Annotated in this window: 18 protein-coding genes and 2 pseudogenes; 13 read left to right on the forward strand and 7 right to left on the reverse strand. The window is 51.3% G+C overall.

All coding sequences use genetic code 11. The annotated features are described in order from the left end of the window. Positions 1-168: 168 nt before the first annotated feature. The 5 genes from B880_RS0116750 to B880_RS0116775 form a co-directional block, all read right to left on the reverse strand. The gene (locus tag B880_RS0116750) at positions 169-1,086 is read right to left on the reverse strand and encodes a nucleotidyl transferase AbiEii/AbiGii toxin family protein (protein ID WP_017348601.1); all 918 of its coding nucleotides are present in this window, start codon (positions 1,084-1,086) and stop codon (positions 169-171) included. Next, positions 1,079-1,852, reverse strand: a complete 774-nt coding sequence (locus B880_RS0116755; RefSeq protein WP_017348602.1) for a type IV toxin-antitoxin system AbiEi family antitoxin — start codon at positions 1,850-1,852, stop codon at positions 1,079-1,081. Before B880_RS0116755 ends, B880_RS0116750 begins: the two co-directional genes overlap by 8 nt. A gap of 585 nt (positions 1,853-2,437) precedes the next feature. Then, the gene (locus tag B880_RS0116765; protein ID WP_017348604.1) at positions 2,438-2,689 is read right to left on the reverse strand and encodes a hypothetical protein; all 252 of its coding nucleotides are present in this window, start codon (positions 2,687-2,689) and stop codon (positions 2,438-2,440) included. After that, the gene (locus tag B880_RS0116770) at positions 2,689-3,045 is read right to left on the reverse strand and encodes a hypothetical protein (RefSeq protein ID WP_017348605.1); all 357 of its coding nucleotides are present in this window, start codon (positions 3,043-3,045) and stop codon (positions 2,689-2,691) included. Before B880_RS0116770 ends, B880_RS0116765 begins: the two co-directional genes overlap by 1 nt. A gap of 325 nt (positions 3,046-3,370) precedes the next feature. Beyond that, positions 3,371-4,813, reverse strand: coding sequence for an IS1182 family transposase (locus B880_RS0116775; protein ID WP_026042722.1), 1,443 nt, complete (start codon positions 4,811-4,813; stop codon positions 3,371-3,373). Between the two features lie 338 nt (positions 4,814-5,151). Here B880_RS0116775 and B880_RS0116780 point away from each other — a divergent pair, with 338 nt between their 5' ends. The 9 genes and pseudogenes from B880_RS0116780 to B880_RS26745 form a co-directional block, all read left to right on the forward strand. Further along, complete coding sequence (locus tag B880_RS0116780) at positions 5,152-6,513, forward strand: hypothetical protein (RefSeq protein ID WP_017348607.1); 1,362 nt, start codon at positions 5,152-5,154, stop codon at positions 6,511-6,513. A gap of 335 nt (positions 6,514-6,848) precedes the next feature. Continuing rightward, positions 6,849-7,243 (forward strand): annotated as a pseudogene (locus tag B880_RS27120) (hypothetical protein); the annotation flags it as partial. A 296-nt stretch (positions 7,244-7,539) separates the two neighbouring features. Beyond that, positions 7,540-8,703 carry an FAD-dependent oxidoreductase gene (locus tag B880_RS0116790; protein WP_071524414.1) on the forward strand — a complete coding sequence of 388 codons (1,164 nt, stop codon included), beginning with the start codon at positions 7,540-7,542 and terminating at the stop codon, positions 8,701-8,703. A gap of 14 nt (positions 8,704-8,717) precedes the next feature. Continuing rightward, positions 8,718-9,524 carry a transporter substrate-binding domain-containing protein gene (locus B880_RS0116795; protein ID WP_017348611.1) on the forward strand — a complete coding sequence of 269 codons (807 nt, stop codon included), beginning with the start codon at positions 8,718-8,720 and terminating at the stop codon, positions 9,522-9,524. Positions 9,525-9,638: 114 nt separating this feature from the next. Beyond that, positions 9,639-10,583 carry an amino acid ABC transporter permease gene (locus tag B880_RS0116800; RefSeq protein WP_017348612.1) on the forward strand — a complete coding sequence of 315 codons (945 nt, stop codon included), beginning with the start codon at positions 9,639-9,641 and terminating at the stop codon, positions 10,581-10,583. A gap of 11 nt (positions 10,584-10,594) precedes the next feature. Then, positions 10,595-11,410, forward strand: coding sequence for an amino acid ABC transporter ATP-binding protein (locus B880_RS0116805; protein WP_017348613.1), 816 nt, complete (start codon positions 10,595-10,597; stop codon positions 11,408-11,410). Next, complete coding sequence (locus tag B880_RS0116810) at positions 11,403-13,412, forward strand: oxidoreductase (protein ID WP_017348614.1); 2,010 nt, start codon at positions 11,403-11,405, stop codon at positions 13,410-13,412. Before B880_RS0116805 ends, B880_RS0116810 begins: the two co-directional genes overlap by 8 nt. A gap of 26 nt (positions 13,413-13,438) precedes the next feature. Next, a complete protein-coding gene (locus tag B880_RS0116815) occupies positions 13,439-14,251 on the forward strand; it encodes a transporter substrate-binding domain-containing protein (protein ID WP_017348615.1) in 813 nt (270 codons plus the stop codon). A gap of 92 nt (positions 14,252-14,343) precedes the next feature. Next, positions 14,344-14,475 (forward strand): annotated as a pseudogene (locus B880_RS26745) (IS3 family transposase); the annotation flags it as partial. Between the two features lie 169 nt (positions 14,476-14,644). On the opposite strand, the gene B880_RS26165 reads toward B880_RS26745, so the two are convergent. Continuing rightward, positions 14,645-14,896: a hypothetical protein gene (locus B880_RS26165; RefSeq protein WP_071524415.1), complete on the reverse strand. Its 252-nt coding sequence runs from the start codon at positions 14,894-14,896 to the stop codon at positions 14,645-14,647. Between the two features lie 203 nt (positions 14,897-15,099). On the opposite strand from B880_RS26165, the gene B880_RS0116820 reads away from it, so the two are divergent. Beyond that, positions 15,100-15,288 (forward strand): hypothetical protein, encoded by a 189-nt coding sequence (locus tag B880_RS0116820; RefSeq protein WP_017348616.1) that lies wholly within the window; start codon positions 15,100-15,102, stop codon positions 15,286-15,288. Between the two features lie 333 nt (positions 15,289-15,621). Here B880_RS0116820 and B880_RS0116825 read toward each other — a convergent pair whose 3' ends face one another. Further along, entirely contained in the window at positions 15,622-16,338 is a 717-nt protein-coding gene (locus B880_RS0116825; RefSeq protein ID WP_017348617.1) for a GntR family transcriptional regulator, read from the reverse strand. 117 nt (positions 16,339-16,455) lie between these two features. Between B880_RS0116825 and B880_RS0116830 the strand changes: the two genes are divergently transcribed. From B880_RS0116830 to B880_RS0116840, 3 genes are read left to right on the forward strand one after another with little or no spacing between them, the layout of a single operon-like run. Further along, entirely contained in the window at positions 16,456-17,250 is a 795-nt protein-coding gene (locus B880_RS0116830; RefSeq protein WP_017348618.1) for an ABC transporter ATP-binding protein, read from the forward strand. Between the two features lie 16 nt (positions 17,251-17,266). Then, the gene (locus B880_RS0116835; RefSeq protein ID WP_017348619.1) at positions 17,267-18,259 is read left to right on the forward strand and encodes an ABC transporter substrate-binding protein; all 993 of its coding nucleotides are present in this window, start codon (positions 17,267-17,269) and stop codon (positions 18,257-18,259) included. Continuing rightward, on the forward strand, positions 18,256-19,002 hold the full coding sequence (locus B880_RS0116840) for an ABC transporter permease (protein ID WP_017348620.1): 747 nt from the start codon (positions 18,256-18,258) through the stop codon (positions 19,000-19,002). Before B880_RS0116835 ends, B880_RS0116840 begins: the two co-directional genes overlap by 4 nt. Positions 19,003-19,015 lie beyond the last annotated feature (13 nt).

The raw sequence follows: 19,015 nt of genomic DNA on the forward strand, positions 1-19,015 counted from the left end.
GCAGATCTCAGCCCTTATCATTAGCAAAAATTAACCATTAAGCTAATCCTTCATAACCATTTGATTTATCAGTTTTTACTACCCTACTGCATTTTGAAAAATGAGTTTAATAGTTTACAAAACACCGAAAACCTACACTAAAGGTGAATCTATAAGTAAAATTCTAAACTATTTTGTCCACTCAGCAATAACTGACTCAAGTTTGACCAGCGCCTGAGCATGCTTATCTTTTGGCATTTGCCCAATATTTTGCAACTTCCATTTTACCGCTGGCAAATGTTGAATCTGCTCTTCAGGAGCCAGACTCCAGTCCGGTTGACCACTTTTGAAAGACATCAAAAAATTATAATCCCGCTGCGTGAATTGTGCTTTGAGAGCAGTAACCATTAATTCGGGTATCGCATTGAGTTCATCAAGAGAGACCACATCGAATGTCATTCCATTAAATTCATTTGCATATGGCAGAGAAATATCTTTCCAATGAGGATCTAAAATTTCTGATAACGGGCGCTTATGTCCCAGTAAATAGGTGATGAAGCCATTAAATATTTGGCGATCAATACCCTGCGTTTCAAGCAGCATTTTGACGTCATAAAAATCACGGGGATGCTGCCTATCGAGCGCGGCACAAAGCTTTCCACCATAGAGATCGGCAAGTGATACAACCTGAATAGTAGCGAAACCGAACTCATCTTCTACCGCTTCAACAACATCACGTTCGTCTGGCGGATAAAGCGTACCTCGTGCAACAGGCGAAACTTCTATTTTTATCTGCGCCCCCTGAGAAGAAACAACAATGCGCATTTCATCAGGATTATTCGTTTGTAGAACTGCCGAAATGCCTGCCTGTTGTTGCAGTCTTTCAGCAATACGCGTCAAAGCAGCCCGAACGTTTGGCAATGCCTCATCTCTGCTTTCCAGTAGAATGTAAGCCAAATCGATATCAACCGATAGGCGTGGAAAATTACGGACAAATAAGTTTATTGCCGTCCCACCTTTTAGCGCAAAGCATCGCTCTGATGCCACAACAGGTAATGCACTAAGCAGCAGCGCAACTTGCTGATAATAAGGAGATTGCTTATCCATATGAGCTCCCTTTGCTAACAAAACTCTCAGGAACAGTGATCTGATATTGTTGATCCAGCTTGCCACCAGATACGATCTGTCGTTTCCCTGCCCCCAAATCAATGCTGGTTTTATCTATTCGCTTAGCCCATGCATGAGCATAGTGATCGGCCAGAAACAGGTAAAGGCGGTTAGTTTTCACTGCTCGACTGGATTGCAACAACACTTCTACTTTACGGGGGCTTAGATTTACCAACCCCTGAAACAGCTCCGCAGCGTGCTCAAATGAAAGCGAACCAGGCACCGCGTTAGTAATCTCGTAAGCAGCTAATTCAGATATACTCGCTCTCAACCGCCCGCCCTTGATTTCTACCTCTGTCAGATACTTTTCGTCATGCATATTGAGCTTCTGATTAGAAAGTAAAAGCCATTCCACATTGGGAAATTCTTTGAACCACTTTGGTAATGAAACTTTATCTTCTACGCAAAGCCAAATTGCCTGACGCGTTAAGTGAAGATAATGAGAGCGTCCCTGCCAGGTCAGGCTAGTAAGCCCCGCCAGATGCACAGAAATCCCCAGCTGATTTTGCAAACATAACACAGCATCGCTCCACTGAGGTTCACGCCCACTCCGCACGTATACACCGGCACGTAGTTTTTGTAACCAGTCACTGTGCATATACTTATTGGCTAATGAAGGGCTAATACCATTTTTTGTCAGCCAGGACTGTAGTACCAGGGAACCCGGCGCAGTATTTTGCAAAAGCCAGTTTAGTTTTGATGGCATACATTCACCATTAGTTTAACTAAGAAGAAAATAGTAAACTCCCGGGTGGGTAAGATGTCAATAGTGAGAGACATCCGTCCAATTACACTAAGGGATATGACTGAGCAGGTACTGACCAGTATCAGTGTTTTTGGAAAGCCCGGCGTTTAAAACGCTGACGCAAGATTTTGGCTGGCCGCAGATTGATACCTGACTGGCGCTGCAACTTCCCTGCATTGATGAAATAAGCAATGCCCCGTGGTTATCTATAGCCAGGCAAACGACCCCACCGCACAGCGACCTGTCTTTGCTGGCGCAGGATGGGGATCTCAGCGCCTGGGATGTCAGCCGCTGGCAGCGCTTGCAGGCTGATTTTGGCGATGTGCCACAGAGAGGAAAAGAAAATTATCGTATTGCTTACATGGCAAGCGGGGCGTGGTGAAAGCTGAGGCTAATAATAGGATGGTATTTCGTATACCCACGGCAAAATGCAGATGCTGTCTGGGACATCAAACATCGACTGGGTTAAACACGTGGTGATGTGTCTTACATAAAATGCCTGCGACATCTTAAAAGTACATCGTATGCCGTAAGATGTCGCAGATCTCAGCCCTTATCAGTGCTTAACTTGCGGCGACGAATCAGCAGTAAACTGATTATAAAAGAGATAATCAGCGCGATACCAAAGGTGAGGTCAACCAGGAGATCCGTTGTTTCTTCCACTCCAATCGTCTTAAACCACGATGCCAGATAGTCAGTGACGTCTGGCCACAACAGCGTAATAAGATTGCCAACGACAATAAACGTCACCACCAAAAGTAATAGAAAAACCATTCCGCGCTTAATCCATTTGAGCATCAATCCAACCTTTGTTGGCCTGTAAGCCTGTTGAGCACAGAAAAAGGGTCTGCGGAGGAATATTCTATAACGTTTAACCAGACTATTTTCTGTTTGTCGAAGCCCCGATGATAGAACTGAAAGCGAAGACCCGGAACGCAGACAAGAAGAGCAGGATCGCGCGTTATCAGCACCTCAATGTCCGACTCGGTATCATCAGCAACAACCTGGTAGTCCATACAGAGCCTATCCAGCTCGCGCTGAAGAGACTTGATAAATTTTTCGGTGAGAGCGTACAGGAAAAAACCTCTTTGCAGCGGTGATCGGCCCAGTGTGGGGTTGGGACTGTGAATAACGTAGATCGTGTTTCTGGTCATAACTCTCCCTGTTTTGTCAGTTCACTGGGATACAGACTGGCAGTTCTATTGCCTTGGTGTCCAGCGAAGATAAGCATAATCGCTCCAGAGCCTCCGCTCTTTTTTGCCATGAATACGGCGGCCTGACTAAGCTGAAGGTCCGCTGTGAGCGCAGGCTGTGTGAAAACTCATAGCGTTAAGTAGCCTAACAATATTTCTCATCTGTGTTTTGAGAAAGCTGTTTAAGTTGACGAGGTAATCTGTGATTCTATTCGGGTGTGTCAGAAGTGTTTATTGCGGGAAAGAGCCTGATATTTGTTACTGGAGGATAAAACGGACGGAACCGTTAGCCGTATTGTTCCTTAAGCTGAAATATCAATCCTGTAGTACCCCATATCGATATCATCCTTTTCAGGTTATAAGCCAATATATGTAGACTCATTTCCGTACTGACATTTTTAAATTTCCGCATCAGAAAGTGCGTTGCACCCATCCACATTTTAATTGTCCCAAACGGATGTTCTACCGTTTGCTTTCGCATGACTACCGCCTGAGGAAATGACTCAAGCCTCGCATGCATTTCTTCCATTTCAGCTTCATGAACCCAACGCCGTATACGCCTTGGTTCACGTTTCGATGTAGTGCATCTGGAGCGCTGACTGCAATCGCGACAGGCAATATTGTTAAAGTACAACTGTTGCTCCAGTCCGTCCTCTATTGAGGTAAAACGATTCTGAAGCTCATTGCCCATTGGGCATACATAAACATCTTTTTCCCTGTTATATCTGAACATTGAGCGATTATAGAGCCCCTTACGTTCAGCACCAGAGGTATCTCCTTTAGGCACTAAGGCTACGGCTCCGCTATCCAGAACCGTTTTAATATCGCTGCGACTGTAATACCCTTTATCGGCAAGTACTGTTATGTCCTTCCGGCCAACAGCTTTCTGAGCCAGTGTTGCTACCAAACCAAGTTGCCCGTTATCTGTTGTGTTGGTGACTTCATGCGCAACAATCAAATGGTTCTTCGTATCCACAGCTGTCTGAACGTTGTAGCAAACTTGCCGATTCATATTATTTGTTTTCATCAACCGGGAGTCAGGGTCGGTTAAAGAGAGTTGTTTATCTGGCTGTTGTGCGACGGCTTGTTGGATCTCCTGAAGCTCACGTAAACGCTTTTTTAGCCAGGCCAGTTTAGTGGCTGTTAACTTTGCGTTTGCATCGGGCTCAGCATTCTTGTCGGCTTCATCCAGCTTATTTAAATAATAAGTAATACTTTGCTCAACGCGCTCAATGTGGTCTTTGGCTTTCTGAGATGTGAAGTTATTGGGTTTACTGTTTACTGCTTTAAATTTGCTACCGTCGATGGCTACAACGGCATCAGTGAACATTTGCATTTGCCGACACAGGCCAATAAAGGCCCGACAGGCATTCCTGATACCTTCACTGTTATCTTTTCTGAAGTCTGCAATGGTTTTGAAATCAGGCGTTAATCGTTCAAGTAACCACATCAGTTCAACGTTCCGATGGGCCTCTTTTTCCAGTCTACGGGAGGACTGAATTCGGTTGAGATATCCGTAAATGTACAATTTTAGTAGGGTGGCAGGGTGATATCCGGGCCGTCCGGTTCGCTTTGCATCAACTCTTCTGAAACCAAGAGAATCGAGCTTTAGTCCATCAACAAAGATATCAACCACTCTGACGGGGTTATCTTCAGTGACAAAATCATCCAGTGCGTCAGGGAGCAATGTCACCTGAAGCCTGCCTTGTCCTTGAATGTGATTGGCCATGTCGGTATCCGCAGTATTCATTTGTATGTTTTTAATTTTAATGAAAAATTCAGTCCGTCGCATGGGTTTATCAAGAATGGTTGATCATATGAAACCATCGCTTAGACCAAAAAGTGATCAGGAGTTTTCACACAGCCTGAGCGAGAAAGAGACATCTAACCTTCTGAACGAATGATTCGTGGTAGCACTACAAAAGTGCCTAGATCAGCCGCAGTAATCCAAGAAGAATAAGTCACACGCCCATATTTTTATCAAAAAAATCCATGATGCAAAACAGCGCTTGTATCTTTTTTAATGAATAGTAGTATTACTTTTTCCCTAAAAATCATCAATCTAAAATGAATATTAGAAAAATAAAGCAGTCCAGATTTGATTCTCTAGCGGCGTATGCGAGGGACCCCCATGCAAAAACCTTTGGTAGGGAGATCGCTTGGTATGAAACTGAAGACAAAAGTATTGTTTCATGCATCATACAAGATTACACTGATAAAGATTTTTTCGGGATATTAATGGCTCGTGATGAATCTGAACGATACCGTTTTATTGATAATTCCGAATGGAATGAAGATTTTTCTCTTTCTGAATCCGCCTTGTTGACCAAAATACTAGAAATACATAAAAATATTGATCAGGAAAGATTGCAAGGGGGGACTCATAAGGCCCCGGTTGATTTTTTTACCCCATTAATAAAAACAAAAAACAAACTATCTCCTCTTTTCAATGAGTTGGTATCTAATTCATTATTTGCTTCTGCAAAGAATATTATTGAACCCATGATGCGTTGGTATGAAGATGCAGATGGTAATTTTGTAGAGCAATTTCAGACAACAGGTTTTAATCAACGAATATGGGAGCTGTATCTATTCGCTCTGTTGACTGAGAATGATATAACATTCAATCAAAAGGAAGCCATTCCTGACTTTGTTTGTGACAGCTTTCAAGGTGAATTTTGCATAGAAGCTACAACTGTCAACCCTTCAATAATAGAGGGTAAAGATGAAGAATTGCCACAATATAACAACTTAAAAGATTTGGAAGATATAAAGAATAACTATTATCCTATTAAATATGGAAGTGCTCTTTTTTCAAAACTTAAAAAAAAGTATTGGGAAAAGCCAGTTTGTAAAGATAAGCCTTTAATTTTTGCTATCACAGACTGCCTCAGTCCTGCTTCCGGTAAGGATTCCCGGGCGTCATTGCCATATTATCTTTATGGGTACAGGCATGAGGCCAAAGTAGACGATAATGGGAGTGTGACAATAGTTCCTGTTAAGATCGAAGAGCATACTTGGGGAAAAAAAGTAATACCTTCAGGGTTTTTTAACCTTCCAGAAGCGGAAAATATTAGCGCTGTGATTTTCTCTAATGATGCATCATTTGGAAAGTTCAATCGTATGGGACTTCTAAATGAATTTGCACCTGAAGGTTCAGAGATGATTAGGGCGGGACTTAGAATTAATCATGATGTCAATGCAATAAGACCTCAATCATTTAGCCTGGAAGTCGGCTCTCCTTCCTACCATGAGCAATGGAGTGAAGGTCTAGAGGTTTACCATAATCCTAACGCTTTACATCCTCTATCCAGGAATGTATTTCAAGAGGCTGCGAATCATTATTTATTAGCTGATGGGCAAATTAAAACATATTTGCCAGACTTTCATCCGCTTGGTTCAATTACTAAAGTAAAACATTTAGAGTAAGCGTTAGTATTTATTTTAAAAGGCTAAAATATACTATTTGGTTACCGAAGGTGGGGCAACCCACCTTCGATTTATGTCAGCAACGTCTGCTTCTGGCACACAGGGGACACCCAGCCCTCTCCGTCCATGGCACGAGGGGTCGCCAGTTCAGGCTAGTGCGTGCATGTCCGCACCGGCGCGGCAGTATCACTGATGCCGGTAAACCTGCCCGGTTTCGTCATTCCTGCCCCAGCTTGTTAGCAACAGTGATACAAGGCCTGAAAACAACACAATTTTTGTCCACTCCACCCAACATGCGCTTCTCATAAGGTTCCTGGGCCTGTCGGAGTTGCCACATGTTAAGCAGAGGGGACTTACTCATGATAAAGCAGATGCGTATTCATGGCGCACACATTATCGACATTGCACACATGTCGGCTGTTCTGAACGCACTGTCCGGAGACACCTTTTCACGCAGAGCAGCGTTTCTCGCCCCCCACGCGAGAAAATGAAAAAGCTGCAGCCTTATATGAACTGGATCGATCAGCGGTTGCGTGAACACGTCTGGAACGCTGAAGTGATTTATCAGGAAATTGCACAGCAGGGGTATACCGGATGCAGAACCCGGCTTCGAAAATACATTCAGCCTAAACGGAGCCTGCGTCCTTCTAAACAGACCGTCCGATATGAGACTCAGCCCGGAGAGCAGCTCCAGCATGACTGGGGAGAAGTCGATGCTGTTATTGCCGGATAGCCCCGATAAGCCAGACGCGGAACACAATTGCAACTCAATCCACTATTGCCGATTTCCTGCTTCACTATGCCGATATAGTTATTTCACGAACTCCCGCCGCCGCCCCAGACTGTCCCCTCTCTATGTGCAGGAATCGATAAGGTGGAGCTGTAGCTTCACCCTGGCGCCCTTCCCCGCACCGCTGATTACCAGACCAGCTGCTAATCAGCCGCATCATAAAAGCATGTAGACCCCCGTGCTGCCCCGTCGCGCGTCGCGCGCACAAGGCGTTTTCTTTCAAAGGTATGGCAATCATGACAAGCAGGATAGCAGTAGTGGGACTTGGTGCGCTGGGCTGCGCGACCTTGCTGGCACTGGCTCGTAAAGGCTATGCAGTCGAAGGCTTCGAACAGTACCGCGTCGGTAATGATATCGGCGCCTCCGGCGGCCGCACCCGCCAGCATCGACTGATTTACGGCGAGGGCGCGGCCTACACCTCGCTACTACAGCGCGCCAGCCAACTGTGGCAACAGCTGGAACAGGAACAACAGACCCAGCTGTTCTGGGGCGGTGGGTTTCTCACCATCGGCACCCCCGAAAGCGCATGGTTTCAGGCGGTTGAGAACTCCGCGAAACAGCAGGATCTGCCACATGAACGCCTGTCGCGCGCAGCGATAAATGCACGTTTTCCACGGCTGAACCTGGATGAAGATGAAGAAGGCCTGTTCGATCCGGCTGGCGGCATTCTGTTGACCCACGAGCTGCTGATTGCCTCGGCTCAGCAGGCGCAACAGCTGGGTGCAGAAGTGCATGAACACGCGACAGTCAGCGAGATTACGGCGAACGAAACCGGCGTGGATCTGCGGGTCAACGGCGAGATCCGCCGCTTCGATCGGGTGATTGTCACCACCGGCGCGTGGAGTAAAAAGCTGCTGCCCGCCCTGCCCATTGCCTCGCGGCGGCTGGGAATGAGCTTCCATCTCGGTAAAGAAAGCGGCTTCGACAGCCAGGCGTTCCCCCCCACTATGCGGGTGACGCCCGGCCGTGCGATGTGGAACACCCAGCCTCTGCCGGACGGCAAAAACTTTAAGTTCTTCGTTGGCGATGCCGAACTGAACGAACAGCACGATCCGCAGCTCGTCGCCACCGAAGCCACCGACAGCCTGACCCCTTTGTTGTATCAGCGCATCGACCAGCACGTGGCCGAAGCGGTCAACGGCGGGCATCGCACGATTGTCGGCGGCGGCACCTGGCCGGAAGCCTACACCTGGGACCAGGCACCGCTACTGGGCGAACTGGCTACAGAGCCGCATGTCTGGATCGGCATTGGCCTCTCCGGGCATGGATTCAAGCTGGCACCCGCGTTAGGCGAGTTGCTGGCTCAGGCTATCGCGGGCGAGGTTGACCTCGCGCGCGACTGGCCGCTTTTTTCGCCTGCGCGGCAATTTGCCGAGCCGCAGGCGGTTTACTCTCGTTAGTTACCAGGACAATCATGAAACGAATCTTACTCACTGCGCTGATCGGCAGCCTGGCGCAGACCGCGCTGGCAGCGCCGTTGCCAACCACCCTACAAAATAAACAGCTGCACGGCATCATGCAGAATGACTACGAGCCGGTGGTATTTGTCGACGATAAAGGCGAAAACAGCGGCTATTTCTACGAAATCGTTGCGGCGGCAGCACAGAAGCTGGGCGCGAAACTGGAGGTGAAAAATGGCACCTTCGATACCTTTATCCCCGGTTTGCAGAGCCATCGCTATGATCTGGCGCTGGGCACCGATGCCACCGTCGCACGTCAGCAGGTGGTGGATATTGTGCCGCTGATTGACGCCGGCTATTCCTTTATCACCCGCAACGACGGCCCGGTAAAACTCTCCAGCGAGCTGACTTCGCTGTGCGGCCATTCCGTGGCCGCGCTGGCCGGGCAGTCGACGATTGATGCACTCAACCAGCAAGTCGCGGCCTGCCAGCAGCAGGGTAAACCGGCGCTGAAAGTGGCGATCTATCCGTCGCGCTCCGCCGCATGGCTGGCGGTAAAAAGCGGCCAGGCCGAACTCACCCCGGTCTATACCGGCGAAGCGGGCTGGATTGTGAAAAAAGATCCGAGCTGGCGCGTAACCGGTCCGGTGTTTAATAGCGGGCAGTCCGGTTTTGCAGTGGATAAGCAGCAAGGTAACGCGAAGCTGTGGGCGCAGGCGATCGATGCATTAATTGCCGACGGCAGCTATCAAAAGATCCTGCAGAAATATGGTGTAGAAAGCGTGGCGCTGAAAAAGGTGGTGGTTAACCCGGCCAGCTAAGCCAGGTAACACGCCGCCGGAAACTGGCAAAGGAATGCACAAATCGGCATTGAGCAGGGAAGTTATTTATGACTCAATGCCTTTTATTTATTGGCATTCTTAACCAGGTAGATCATGAGTGAAATAAATGAACGCTGGGTGGTTTCTGCCCCCAATCATAAAAATAAACTCGCCGTACAGGCTATTTCACGCCAGCAGAGTGAATTCTTTCAGCGTATTAATCAGGCGGAAGAACATCTGGGTATTCGCCAGCCGCGCCGCTGGCGACGCCATATTTCAGCGGTGGCCGTCAGTGCCGTGTTGCTGTTTTTAGTCTGGCAGGCGGCTGAGAACCCGGCATTCGACTGGCCGCTGGTGAGCCATTATCTCTTCGATGCGCAAATTCTCAACGGGCTGTGGACCACGCTCTGGTTGACCGCAGTGGTCACGCTACTGGGCGTGGTGTTTGGCGTAGGTATTGCCCTGATGCGTCTGTCGCGCAACCCGGTAGTCGCGTTGATCGCCTGGAGCTATATCTGGCTGTTCCGCGCCACGCCGCTGCTGGTGCAGCTGCTATTCTGGTTTAACATTGGTTATCTGGTGCCGCGCCTGAAGTTTGGCCTGCCCGGTGCCGAGCCGTGGTTTAGCGTGGCAACCAACGATCTGATCAGCGCGATTGGCGCTTCGATTCTCGGGCTAACCCTGCACGGCATGGCCTACTCTGCCGAGTTTATTCGCGGCGGGCTGCTGGCCGTGCCGCAGGGGCAGAAAGAAGCGGCCGCCATGCTGGGACTTTCTCCCGCGGAGATATTTCGCAAAATCACCCTGCCGCAATCGCTGCGCACCATTATCCCGGCGCTGGGCAACTTTCTGATTGATAATTTAAAAGGCACCTCGATTATCAGCGTGGTGGCAGTCACCGAGCTGCTTTACTCGGCGCAGCTTATTTATAATCGCAATTATAAAATTATTCCCCTTTTGCTGGTGGCGACGTTCTGGTACGTGATTGTCACCTCGCTACTGTCATTATTACAACACTGGAGCGAACGTTATTACGGTCGCGGGTATCGTCGTAAATAATAAGGTTTATTATGAGTGAATCCCTGCTCGCCGTGGAAAATAACCCGGCGACGGTGCTGCGTGCGCGCCGTTTACAGAAACGCTATGGCGCCAACTTGGTGCTACAACATATCGATCTGGATATCGCCGAGGGTGAAGTCCTGTGTCTAATTGGTCCTTCCGGCTCAGGGAAGAGCACCCTGCTGCGTTTACTGGCGACGCTGGAGTCGCCGGATAGCGGAGTGATTTTCTTCCAGAATACCCCCCTCGGTCTGGTCGAAAAAAACGGCCGCGTTTATGCCGCCCCGGAAAAAATCATCCGCCAGCAGCGGGACCGGATTGGCTTCGTCTTCCAACAGTTCAACCTGTTCCCGCACCTAACCGTGCTGCAGAACGTGATGCTGGCCCCGCAGCTACAGGGCCAGCGGCGGGAGGCAGAAGAGAAAGCGCGGGCGCTACTGGCGCGCGTCGGGCTGGCGCACAAGGCGGATGAATGGCCAGGCTCGCTGTCCGGCGGGCAGCAGCAGCGGGTGGCGATCGCCCGTGCGCTGGCTCGCGATCCGGCTCTGATTCTGTTCGATGAGCCGACCAGCGCGCTCGACCCCGAGCTGGTTAATGAGGTGCTGGCGGTGATGACCGATCTGGCCTCCACCGGCATCACCATGGTGGTGGCGACCCATGAAATGCAGTTTGCTCGCCGCGTCGCCAGCCATGTGGCGTTTCTCGATCAAGGCCATATTGTGGAATATGGCCTGCCGCAGCAGGTGCTGGATGCGCCGCAGCAGGCGCGCACGCGGGCGTTTCTGCAGCAAATCTCTTCCCTGCGCAATGAGGTGGCCGATGTCTGACATCATCCTTACCGCCCCGGTGTTTGACACTCTGTTTACACCGCTCCAGGTCGGGCACCTGCACCTGCGCAACCGCATCATCAACTCCGGTCACGGCACTTCACTGGGGCCAGGCACCCACAATGAGGATCTGCTGGCCTATGAGGCCAGGCGTGCGGAAGGCGGCGCTGCGGTGGTGATTACCCAGGCCAATGCGGTCAGCGCCGGCTGCGGTGACTTCTACGTGCTGGATGAGGCGCGGAATGGCAAATATGACCAGCTTGCCGAACGGGTGCAGGCCCACGGCGCGCACTGCTTTGTGCAGCTCAATCACCCGGGCCGCCAGGCGTTTCTGGGGCCGAACCGCGGTGACGATATTCTGTTTTCCGCTTCGGCGATTCCACAGCGCGAATACGGCGGCGTGGTCCGCGTGCCGCTGGCGCTGGATGAGGCGCAGATTGAGCAAATCATCGAGGATTTCGCCACGGCCGCCGCCGCCGTCGCCCGTACCCGGGTGAACGGCATCGAACTGCATTTTGGTCACGGCAACCTGGTGCAGCAGTTTCTCAGCCCGGAGACCAACGTGCGTGAGGATCGCTGGGGCGGCAGCGTGGAAAATCGCCGTCGCTTTGCGCTGGCGATCCTGGAACGGATCCGCGCCCGCATCGGCAATCAGCTGGTGGTAGGTGCGCGGGTCAATCTGGAGCTGGCACCGCAGGCAGAAGCTCAGACCGAGTTGACGGAGCAGATTGTCGCGCTGGGCAACAGCGGCCTACTGGATTATATCTCGGTGAGCGGCGGCAACTTCTCCAGCGGCTGGGGGGTGGCGACCAATCTGCCGGACGCCAGTTTCCCTCCCGCGCTGTGGCAACATGCCGCGGCCACGCTTAAACGCCAGTTACCTCACCTGCCGATCTGGCTGGCCGGGCGGGTGGTGAATGCAGCACTGGCGGAGAGCCTGATTGCCGCAGGCGTGTGCGACGCGGTGACCATGGCGCGTGAGCTGGTAGCCGACCCCGACCTGCCACGTAAGGCGCAGCAGGGCAACAGCGATCGCACCCGCCCCTGTGTCGGCATTCAGTCGGGCTGCTGGCAGCGGGTGGCGGATGGTAAACCCATTCACTGCGCCTTCAATCCGGTTGCCGGGCGTGAAGCCGAGGCAGCACGCTGGCAGGATCCGGCCAATGTGGCAGCGCTGAAAGTGGTGGTGGTTGGTGCCGGTCCGGCGGGACTGGAGGCTGCCCGCAACGCCGCGTTACAGGGCCACCAGGTGGTGCTGTATGACCGGGCCCCGGCGCCCGGCGGACAGCTGGCGCTGATCGAACAGGTGCCACACCGCCAGGATCTGCGGCAGATCGTTGACTGGTTTATCCGCGAACTGACGATCAGCCAGGTGGCACTGCGCTTTGGCCAGTCGGTGACGCTAGAAACGCTCAGAGCTGAAGGTGCGGAGCGGGTAATTATTGCCACCGGTAGTCAGGAATCCTATGCCGACAGCTGGCAGCCGTGGTTCAACGGTGAGATCCACAGCGTAAATCAGGCCCTGCAGCGCCCCGCCGGTCCGGCCGCTTCTGTACTGGTGTATGACGAATGGGGTGGCCGCGCGGCGCTGAGCGTCGCCGAGTTTCTCGCCCAACAGGGTCACCGGGTGCAGTTCGTTACCTCACTGAGTTGGGCGGGTCAGGGACTGAACAGCACGGTGCGCCTGCCGGCGGTGAGTCGGCTGGCGAAGCTCGGCGTAGAGTTCCTGGCGGAGCACCGTATTGCCCCGTGGCAGGATCGGCTGCAACTGCAAAATATGCTTAGCGGTGCCTGGCTGCCGCTGCCGGATGCGCCGGAGCGGCTGGTGACCTCGTTGATCCCTACCGGCAATAACGCACTCTATCTCAGCGCGCTGCATGCGGGGTTTGCCGTGCAACTGGTTGGCGATGCCCGCGCCCCGCGCGGCCTCACGGAAGCCACGCGCGAGGGCTATCTGGCGGCACGTTCATTTGGACAGGTTTCTTCACTTGCGGGGCGCTGAACGCCCCTTATTACCGGGAAAAAAACATGAACAAACTCGTACTTTCGCTTTCAATCCTGCTGGCGGTAAGCCAGGCTCACGCCGCCACCATCAGCCCTTCCCCGTACGAGGGGAAAACGTTGGTGACCGCTATTCAGTACGACTGGACACCGCTCTCCTTTAAGGACGATAAGGGCCAGCCAACGGGTTATTTTTACGACATCGCTAATGCCGCGGCGCAGCGTCTTGGCGCAAAACTGACGGTGACCAGCGGGGATTTCGCGGCAGTCGTTCCGGCGATTCAGTCCGGCAAATTCACCCTGGCGGCGGGTCTGGATGCCACACCGGAACGACAGCAGGTGGTGGATATTGCGTCAACGGTCCGCGCCGGGTACCAGCTGATCGTATTGCAGAACTCCCCGTTGCCGCAGGACGTGAAGCTGAACGATCTATGCGGTAAAACCATCGCTTTGCTTGCCAGCCATCCTTCAACCAAGACCTTTGAGCAGATTTCCCAGCAATGTGAAGCTAGCGGTAAAGCTGCGGTGAAAGTGAGTCAATTCCCCGATCGCGGCGCCACCTGGCTGGCGTTACGTTCCGGCCGCGCGGATGCCACGCTAGGCTATACCGGCGAGAACGGCTGGCTGCTGCAAAATCAGAGTGATTTAAAGCGCGTCGGGCCGATTTTTGACCAGGTATATGCCGGTATTCCGGTTAGCAAATCTTCGGGCAATGCGAAATATTGGGTAGAAGCGATCAATTCGCTGATTAAAGACGGCACCTATCAGAAGATCCTCGCCAAGTATGGTGTGGAGGATGTGGCGATTGACCATTCAGAGCTTAATCCCGCTAAAGGGTAATTGATGTGGGTGGCGCGGTGGAAATCGCGCTGCTGACGTTGGGACGAGGCACAGGGAGTACGGTATTTTGACAGTTCGGGGCTGCGCCAACGGGTGTATCCCTTGACGGTTTTATACAGCAGATGGATGATTACATTCGCGGGTATAACAGTCACCGAATAAAGATGCCTCTGGGTGCAGTCAGCCCTGAAACGTATCGGATAATACTGGGATTCAAATATTAAATTAGTCCAGGTAATCGTCCGCACCCCCTTAACGGTCATTGCTGCTTGTCGCCTTGAAAAAATTAGTTGAGCTACTAAAGGCTGAGGGTACGCCTCGCATGTAGTAAATAGCCGATAAGATATTTACTTAAATTACGTGGCTGGGATTAACTTACCACGTATTTAATCATCAAAGATTATTTGGATTATCCATCATTCTCAAACCAGCCCAATCAGTTACCTCTGATACAACTAAGCGATCGTCACTGTCAATAAATTTTTTAAAGTGATCTCGTAAATGTTTTGATTCACCAGATGTAGACCGAGTTAAACACCAGTTAGATTCGAGCATACGCCGAGCATTAAGTCTTTCTAATTCATCAATAACTTTTGAATAATCTTTGTTTTTAACCAAATCATAACTCACAAAATATAGTACCATGATGTCCCTCGTTATATTATTTTTAGCTTAGCCTAGAAGTAATGAGAATAACCCTGATCACAATATACAGGGTTATTCCTAACATTAATAATCCGTATTTATTTGATCTAAATAAAATTTTCAACATAAGCATTAAGAAGTGCTTGTTTTTTTTAGCCAACGGTTACTGTTTATTTATGTACAACAAGAAAGGATGAAGATGAATGCCTAAGTCAGACTGGGACTATGTAAATACCTCACAAGATTACGAACTTAACGACCTTCTAAGCAAGTATGGCTACAGAGAAACAGCAGCGAACAGAAAATTAATTAAAGATAACCTACCGGCGAACACAAAACACGGTGATGTCGCTAAGTTAATTCACAATATCAAAGGATTAGAGAAAAAATAATCGGTTCACATAATGAAGTTTAGCTCGATAGGCCGCTGCAGTATTAGATTTTCGTAGCGGCCTTAATAACCTTACTGCATGCGGATATCTGAACCTGGCTTCGACATACCGACCCACTTCCAATAGATTAACTTTGCACAATATTGGCAACGTCTGCTCCTGGCACAGAGCAGAAGTAAGCTTCTCAATCAGTCCCCCTCTTTGCTTTTCAGTATTGAGAGGCAAGTATCACTGAAAAGAAAGAGGTCGTATTTGGTATACATCGCCTGAGGGCCGACAGAAATGGCAGGACCAACATCTGAAAAGTGGTCATAGAATAAAACCCGCCATATTTCATCCGTTGCTCAATGTGAACTCATAGTGTTCAGGACGAATGAAGAAACGCGAGTTTTCCGCACACTTCCCATTTTCAAACCAGGATGTCCTCTCCAGCAGAAAGAGTGGCGAGTTTTTAGCGATGCCCAGCACCTCGGCAAGTGCCTTATCGGCAAAGTCCAGCCGGATGGCGATATCTGAACGGCTTATCACACTCTGGGTAGCTTTTTCCAGCAAAGCCCAGGTGGGTTCTTGCTCCGTCTCTTCCCAGCTCAGCGCATGAGGGAAAGCCAGAAAATGGCTGTAACCTACGGCAATTGGCTCGTTATCCACAAGATGCAGTCGTGAGATAAAAGTCAAAGACCGAGCCTTATCAAACAGGTTGAGTAACGACTCGGGGGTGGGAATCTGCTCTTTAGCCAGCAACCGCATACTGGCGTTCAGCCCTTGTTGCTTAAGCGACTCATGAAAGCTGCGTATAACGTTGATGCCATGTGCCACTTTTTTACCTGACACGTAGGTGCCTTTCCCCTGTTTACGCTCGACAATACCCTGCTCGGTGAGAGACTTTAGCGCCAGCCGAACCGTGACTCTGCTGACGGAGAAGCGTTCTTCAAGCGCTGATTCAGAGGGCAGCTTTCCGCTCGGCTGATAGTGTCCGGCTGCAATTTCTTGCTGCAGCGTATCGGCAATCTGTCGGTATAGCGATGTCATATTCTCACGCACCAATGCCATTCAGGTTCCTTCTCCCGTATTCCGTTCGGATCTAGTTTAGTCAGAAGCGATCTAAGACTAACTTGTATTAATACGTATTATAACCATTATCGAATTTACTTACACGTGATGTCCCGCATGACAACTTCTGAGCCATCCGCACTGGCGGTAGACAATATCACCTTTCGTTACCCTGGCGGCGTACCGGTGTTCCGCAACTTCAGCTTCCATGCACGACAGGGCGAATTTGTCGTGTTACTGGGGCCTTCCGGTTGCGGCAAGAGCACTTTGCTCAACCTGCTGGCGGGCTTCACTGAACCGGAGGAAGGGGCAGTTAAAATTGGTGGTCAGCGGACCACACCCGAGAACAACCAACTGGGTTATGTTTTTCAGCAACCACAACTCTTTGGCTGGCTGAGTGCACTAGAGAATGTCCGGTTTGGATTGCGTATGCAGAAACGCGAGGATGTCGCTTCCCAGCGTGAACGCGCAATATCTTATCTGCAACGGGTGGGACTGGCGCATGCCGCCAATCAGTTTCCTCATCAGATGTCCGGAGGAATGCAGCAGCGTGTATCGCTGGCTCGTGCATTGGCACTGGAGCCGAGTGTATTGCTGATGGATGAGCCGTTCGCTGCTCTTGATGCCATCACCCGCGGCGATATGAACGAAGAAACACTGCGCCTCTGGTCAGCCATTGGCCAGACCACCGTATTTATCACGCACGACATTGAAGAAGCAGTCTTTCTGGCCGATCGCGTCATCGTCCTCAATCGTGCCCCGGGCGGCGTGCACAGCGAACTCACCATTTCTCTGCCGCGTCCGCGCAGTAATCTGGAGACGCGCCAGCTTCCGGCTTTTGCTGCGTATCGCAATGAATTACTGAAACGCATTACAGACGTAATGCAGCAGTCCCACAGTCACTCAATCTAATAAAACGGAACGCCAAATGGGTAAATCATTTCTTGCTGTGCTGATATCAGGGGTTTTATTTCAAGCGGCCTACGCAGCGGACTCACAGCCACTGCGCATTGGCTGGGTATATGCGCTGGCAAACGCACCGGCGCTGATTGCCGAAAAAGAAGGTTTTTATAAGCAGGAAGGACTGAATGTGGAGCTGAAGTCCTTTGGCGACGGGCCGGTTATCAGTCAGGCGCTGGCCGCACACGAGCTGGATGCGGCTTACATCGGTGCGACACCGGTGTTTCAGTGGTTCTCTCGCGGGCTCAAGGGGCAAATCATTGCCAAAGTGAACAGCGGGCAGGCCGCACTGATCGTTCCGGCAAAAAGTGGCATTTCAACGCTGGCTGACCTTAAGGGCAAGCGTATCGCTGGAGTGAAAAAGGGCAGCGGGATGGATGTGCTGCTGCGCGGAGTTGTGCTGCAGCCAGCCGGGTTAATCGCGGATAAAGACGTGCAGGTGCTGAGTATGCCACCTGGTAACATGCCCGCTGCATTGCAGCAGGGTGTGGTGGACGCTGCCTTTACATGGGAGCCTTTTATCAGCGAAGCGCTGCTACGCGGTGATGCAAAAGTGCTGCTAGACGTGAATAAAGTTCAGCCTGGATATCCGTGGTACGTACTGATGGCGCTCCCGGAGACCTTAAAAGACCGTCCTGATGACGCGGTGAAACTGATCCGCGCCCACCAGAAGGCGGTGGATTTCATCAACCAACACCCGGCAGAAGCCGATCGCATTATGGCCGAAGCATTTAAGTTGCAGTCCATCAAAACCGCAGACGGCAAAATCCTGGCGCCGGAGGCACTGGTAGAGGAGGCGCGTAAACGCATCCAGTGGTCAGTATCACTGACGCAGAAGGACGGCGCGTTCTTTGAACAGTTGATGAAAGATTCTCAGTCGGTTGGCTATATGCAGAAAGCCCCTGGGCTGAATGAGTTTGTTGATACGCAGTGGCTGAAAAAAGCAGGGATCCCGCAGTGAAGTTAACGCCAAACTGGGGCTGGGCGTCGCTCCCCGTTTTGCTGGTGGTCTGGATAGCGGTGGCCAGTCACTATCCTTCTTACGTGTTGCCACAACCCTGGGATGTCTGGCGTGAAGCTGTGCGCTGGTTCAGAGACGGTTCTATATGGGCCCAACTGGGCGCGAGCCTGCTGGAGGAATTCGCCGGATTTGTTATCGCTGTGGTGTTGGCGCTGATCCTGGGCGTCAGCGCTGGCCTGTCCGATCGATTCAGGGATTTTCTCACGCCGCTGAACAGCCTGTTTATGGCCATCCCGCCTATTGCATGGGCACCGCTTATGCTGCTTATTTTTGGCCTGGGCATCGTCTCTATCGTGGTGGTGATTGTTATCGCCGCACTCTTTCCTATGTGCCTGACTATTCAGGAAGGGATCCGAGGCATTCGCGGGGGAGAAGTGCGCGCGGCGCGCACACTGGGTGCCCGTCCTGCGCAGTTGCTGCTCCATGTCTATCTGCCGAGCTCATTACCGTTTATCACTGCCGCGTTACGTATTGGGTTCAGCCAGGCCTGGCGTGCACTGGTGGCGGCTGAAATGCTGGGAGCCTCCCAGGGTATTGGCTGGATGGTGGCGATGGGCGGGCAGACTGGCAACAGCAGCCAGGTGCTGCTGGGGATCTGCCTGATCGGGCTCATTGCGTGGCTGATGGAAAATCTTGTGTTTCGTCGCATCGAGCAGCGTTACCAGCGCTGGCGTGCCCAATAATTGTGTGAGGTTA

The sequence above is a fragment of the Pantoea sp. A4 genome, assembly GCF_000295955.2.
GTDB lineage: Bacteria > Pseudomonadota > Gammaproteobacteria > Enterobacterales > Enterobacteriaceae > Pantoea > Pantoea multigeneris.

Coding starts and splice junctions, on each gene's coding strand:
- B880_RS0116750 (WP_017348601.1), bottom strand. CDS start 1,086: ATGGATAAGCAATCTCCTTATTATCAGCAAGTTGCGCTGCTGCTTAGT.
- B880_RS0116755 (WP_017348602.1), bottom strand. CDS start 1,852: ATGCCATCAAAACTAAACTGGCTTTTGCAAAATACTGCGCCGGGTTCC.
- B880_RS0116765 (WP_017348604.1), bottom strand. CDS start 2,689: ATGCTCAAATGGATTAAGCGCGGAATGGTTTTTCTATTACTTTTGGTG.
- B880_RS0116770 (WP_017348605.1), bottom strand. CDS start 3,045: ATGACCAGAAACACGATCTACGTTATTCACAGTCCCAACCCCACACTG.
- B880_RS0116775 (WP_026042722.1), bottom strand. CDS start 4,813: ATGGCCAATCACATTCAAGGACAAGGCAGGCTTCAGGTGACATTGCTC.
- B880_RS0116780 (WP_017348607.1), top strand. CDS start 5,152: ATGAATATTAGAAAAATAAAGCAGTCCAGATTTGATTCTCTAGCGGCG.
- B880_RS0116790 (WP_071524414.1), top strand. CDS start 7,540: ATGACAAGCAGGATAGCAGTAGTGGGACTTGGTGCGCTGGGCTGCGCG.
- B880_RS0116795 (WP_017348611.1), top strand. CDS start 8,718: ATGAAACGAATCTTACTCACTGCGCTGATCGGCAGCCTGGCGCAGACC.
- B880_RS0116800 (WP_017348612.1), top strand. CDS start 9,639: ATGAGTGAAATAAATGAACGCTGGGTGGTTTCTGCCCCCAATCATAAA.
- B880_RS0116805 (WP_017348613.1), top strand. CDS start 10,595: ATGAGTGAATCCCTGCTCGCCGTGGAAAATAACCCGGCGACGGTGCTG.
- B880_RS0116810 (WP_017348614.1), top strand. CDS start 11,403: ATGTCTGACATCATCCTTACCGCCCCGGTGTTTGACACTCTGTTTACA.
- B880_RS0116815 (WP_017348615.1), top strand. CDS start 13,439: ATGAACAAACTCGTACTTTCGCTTTCAATCCTGCTGGCGGTAAGCCAG.
- B880_RS26165 (WP_071524415.1), bottom strand. CDS start 14,896: ATGGTACTATATTTTGTGAGTTATGATTTGGTTAAAAACAAAGATTAT.
- B880_RS0116820 (WP_017348616.1), top strand. CDS start 15,100: ATGCCTAAGTCAGACTGGGACTATGTAAATACCTCACAAGATTACGAA.
- B880_RS0116825 (WP_017348617.1), bottom strand. CDS start 16,338: ATGGCATTGGTGCGTGAGAATATGACATCGCTATACCGACAGATTGCC.
- B880_RS0116830 (WP_017348618.1), top strand. CDS start 16,456: ATGACAACTTCTGAGCCATCCGCACTGGCGGTAGACAATATCACCTTT.
- B880_RS0116835 (WP_017348619.1), top strand. CDS start 17,267: ATGGGTAAATCATTTCTTGCTGTGCTGATATCAGGGGTTTTATTTCAA.